The organism is Mesorhizobium sp. M4A.F.Ca.ET.022.05.2.1, assembly GCF_003998845.1.
Classification (GTDB): domain Bacteria; phylum Pseudomonadota; class Alphaproteobacteria; order Rhizobiales; family Rhizobiaceae; genus Mesorhizobium.
In genome coordinates, this window is sequence record NZ_RZOJ01000514.1 from 1 (window position 1) to 3,660 (window position 3,660).

Annotated in this window: 3 protein-coding genes; 2 read left to right on the plus strand and 1 reads right to left on the minus strand. The window is 66.3% G+C overall.

The genetic code is table 11. The features are described 5' to 3' along the window. Window positions 1-134: 134 nt before the first annotated feature. On the plus strand, window positions 135-1,562 hold the full coding sequence (locus EN745_RS31725; RefSeq protein WP_189363222.1) for a glycosyltransferase: 1,428 nt from the start codon (window positions 135-137) through the stop codon (window positions 1,560-1,562). A 30-nt stretch (window positions 1,563-1,592) separates the two neighbouring features. Here EN745_RS31725 and EN745_RS31730 read toward each other — a convergent pair whose 3' ends face one another. Next, window positions 1,593-1,967: an Hpt domain-containing protein gene (locus EN745_RS31730; protein ID WP_245487885.1), complete on the minus strand. Its 375-nt coding sequence runs from the start codon at window positions 1,965-1,967 to the stop codon at window positions 1,593-1,595. A 79-nt stretch (window positions 1,968-2,046) separates the two neighbouring features. Between EN745_RS31730 and EN745_RS31735 the strand changes: the two genes are divergently transcribed. Continuing rightward, window positions 2,047-3,660: ABC transporter ATP-binding protein/permease (locus EN745_RS31735; protein ID WP_127423070.1), on the plus strand; the 1,614-nt coding region annotated here is incomplete at its 3' end.

Sequence of the window (3,660 nt, forward strand, 5' to 3'; positions counted from 1 at the left end):
GTGCGCTATGCCGCCGCCAACGCGCTGCGCTCCTTCGGCCAGCCCGGCGAAAAGATGCTGCGCGCGATGGCTGCCAGCGACGTCTCGCGCAGCCAGCGCACCGCCTCGCTCATCCTTGCCGAGGGCCCTGCCACATGATCGCCGACTGGAGCCACCAGATCGTTCTGACAGCCTCAATCCTGTCCTGGTTCATCATCGGGGCCGGGCTGGCGCAAACGGCGATCTACCTGTTGCAGCTCATCGTCGCCGCCTACGCGCTGTCCATGCGCCCGCCGGTGGCGCGCTCGGCGCTGCTCTGGCACCGCTACGGCGACGTCGCGCCGCCGATCGCGCTTTTGGTGCCCGCCTACAACGAGGCACTGAACGTGGTCGAGAGCGTCCATTCCATGCTGGCGCTCGAATATCCGAATTTCGAGGTGATCGTCATCAACGACGGCTCGAAGGACGACACGCTGCAGCGCCTGATCGAGGCCTTCAGGCTGGTGAAGTTCCACCGGCCCTACGAGGAGGAACTGGCGCACCAGCCGATCCGCGGCCTCTATTCCTCGCCGATGACCGAGCGGCTGTTCGTGGTCGACAAGGAGAATGGCGGCAAGGCCGACGCCCAGAACGCTGGCATCAATGTCTGCCGCGCGCCGGTCTTCTGCGTCATCGACGGAGACTCCATCCTCGAGCCCGATGCGCTGATGCGCGCCGCGCAACCCTTCATCGACGATCCGGAGCGCACCATCGCCGTCGGCGGCACGATCCGCATCGCCAACGGCTCGCGGATCGAGGCGGGCAGGGTGCGCGAGGTGCGCCTGCCGTGGCGCCTGCTGCCGCTGCTGCAGGTGGTCGAATACCTGCGCGCTTTCCTGATGGCCAGGCTCGCCTGGAGCCGCATCAACACGCTGATGCTGGTCTCCGGCGCCTTCGGCATGTTCCGCCGCGCCGAAGTGGTGGCGGTCGGCGGCTTCACCCAGGGTTCGATGGGCGAAGACCTCGACCTCGTCATCAAGCTGCACCGCCACATGCGCGATACCAGGCGCAAATACCGCATCCAGTTCGTTCCCGAGCCGGTGTGCTGGACCGAGGCGCCGGAGACGCTGAGCGTGCTTGGCACGCAGCGCACGCGCTGGCAGCGCGGCGCGCTCGAATGCTTCTTCCGCTACCGCGCGATGCTGTTCAACCCGCGCTACGGCCGCGTCGGCTTCCTCGGCTTCGGCCACATACTGATCGTCGACGTGCTGGGGCCGGTGGCCGAGGTGCTGGGCTATATATTGATCCCGGCCTTCTGGCTGCTCGGCATCCTGTCGGGCGAATATCTGCTCGCCTTCACTTCACTCGTCTTCACCTATGGCGTCTGCGTCAGCGTCTGCTCGCTCGTCCTCGAAGAGGCCGAGTTGCAACGCTTTCCCCGCGCCAGGGACCTGGCCGTGCTGACGGCGGTCGCCGTGATCGAGAATTTCGGCTACCGCCAGCTCAACAATTTCTGGCGCGTGAAGGGCTGGTGGCAGTTTTTGCGCGGCAACCATGGCTGGGGCGAGATGACCAGGACCGGCCTCGGCGGCGCCAAGAAATAGGCGCGGCCGGTTCGCGCCCGGCCATTCGCGTCATTGCAGCGTGCGCTCGATCTCCGCGATCAGCGCATCGAGCGCTGCGTCAATGGCACCGCCATCCGCCTGTTCGACCAGCAGCGTCTCCAGCGCCGCTGCCTTGGCACTGATCTCCGCAAAGCCGAACGTTCCGCCGGCTCCCGCCAGCGAGTGGGCGAGCTTGATCACGTCGGGCAGCGGGCCTTGCTCCCGCGCGACCTTCAGCTCCGCGAGTTGATCGGCGCACCGGGCCAGGAAACGCTCCCGCAAGGGGGCGAAAGGATCGTTTGAAATGAGCCGCACTCCATTCGAATGTCGGCGGCATTCAAACAGAAAGTCGGGCGTGTTGGAATGGCCGGGGCGGGATTGCTGGGTGGCGTCAGGCCGTTGCAAGTGCTGGTCAGGGCTGCCGGCAGCCGGACTATCGAGCCGACGGCATGAAACCTTCTGATTTTGAAGCCGTTGTCGGCTGATGTCAGAAGTTGATTCCAAACCGAAGCCGGCCGCCGGCGCCAAACCGCGCGGTGCCCCGAAGTCGCGCCAGAAGCGGTCGCGCCCAGGGACGCCAGACGAAGAGAAGTCGCGCGGAGAGAAGGCGCGCCCAGAGAAAACGAGGGCAGAGAAATCGCGCCAGGAGGAATCGAGCCAAGAGCAGTCGCGCGAAGAGAAGGCCTCGGCGCCCGAGGTCAACGGCGAGGCCGCGCCGCCGCCAGAGGCCGTCGAACCCGATCCGAAGCTGACCCCCGAAGAAGCCGAGCAGGCGCGCAAGAAATATCTGCTGCGGCGTTTCTGGATCAGCGCCCGCGGCTACTGGAGCCGGCGCGGCGACAGGCTCGCCTGGCCGTTCACGATCGGGCTGTTGATCCTGATCTGCATCAATGTCGGCGTCCAGTACGGCATCAATGTCTGGAACCGTTCGATCTTCGACGCCCTCGAGCAGCGTGACGCCCGCACCGTCTATCTCCTCACCGCCGTCTTCCTGCCGCTCGTGTTCGCCAACGGAAGCCTTGTCGTTGCGCAGGTCTATCTGCGCATGACGATCCAGCGCCGCTGGCGTTCCTGGCTGACCACCGCGGTCATCTCGCGCTGGCTGGCCAGCGGCCGCTACTATCAGCTGAATCTGGTCAGCGGCGACCACCAGAACCCCGAAGCCCGCATGACCGAGGATCTGCGCATCGCCACCGATTCGCCCGTCGATTTCATCTCAGGCGTCCTGGTGGCGTTTCTCGCCGCCTCGACCTTCATCGTGGTGCTGTGGACGATCGGTGGGGCGCTCACCCTGCCGATCGGCGGCGACACCATCACCATTCCCGGCTTCCTGGTCATCGCCGCAGTCATCTATGCCGCCATCACCTCGACCTCGATGGTGGTCATCGGTCGCAACTTCGTCCAGCTCTCCGAGCGCAAGAACCAGGCGGAGGCCGAGCTGCGCTACACGCTGACACGCGTGCGCGAGAACGGCGAGAGCATCGCCTTGCTCGGCGGCGAGGACGAGGAACGCAGCGGCATCGACAGGAATTTCGGCCATGTGCTGAGGCAATGGGCGCTGCTGACCGGCCAGCACATGCGCACGGCGCTCGTGTCGCAGGGGTCGAGCCTGTTTGCGCCCGTCGTGCCGATCCTGCTGTGCGCGCCGAAATTCCTCGAAGGCAACATGTCGCTTGGCGAGGTGATGCAGGCCGCTTCCGCCTTCGGCATTGTGCAGGGCGCTTTCGGCTGGCTGGTCGACAACTACCCGCGCCTCGCCGACTGGAACGCCTGCGCGCGACGCGTCGCCTCGCTGATGATGTCGCTCGACGGGCTGGAGCGCGCCGAACTGAGCGATGCGCTGGGACGCATCCAGCGCGGTGAGACTGAAGATGGCGCCATGCTCAGCCTCGATAATCTCTCGGTGACGCTCGACGACGGCACCTCGGTGGTCAAGGAGACCGAGGTCGCGATCGAGCCGGGCGAGCGGGTGCTGGTGGCCGGCGAATCCGGCTCGGGCAAGTCGACGCTGGTGCGGGCCGTCGCCGGCCTGTGGCCGTGGGGCGGCGGCAGCGTCAATTTCCACGCCGACAGGCGGCTGTTCATGCTGCCGCAGCGG

Bases quoted from the DNA above. Each gene is read 5' to 3' on its own strand.
- EN745_RS31725 (WP_189363222.1), top strand. From the start codon at position 135: ATGATCGCCGACTGGAGCCACCAGATCGTTCTGACAGCCTCAATCCTG.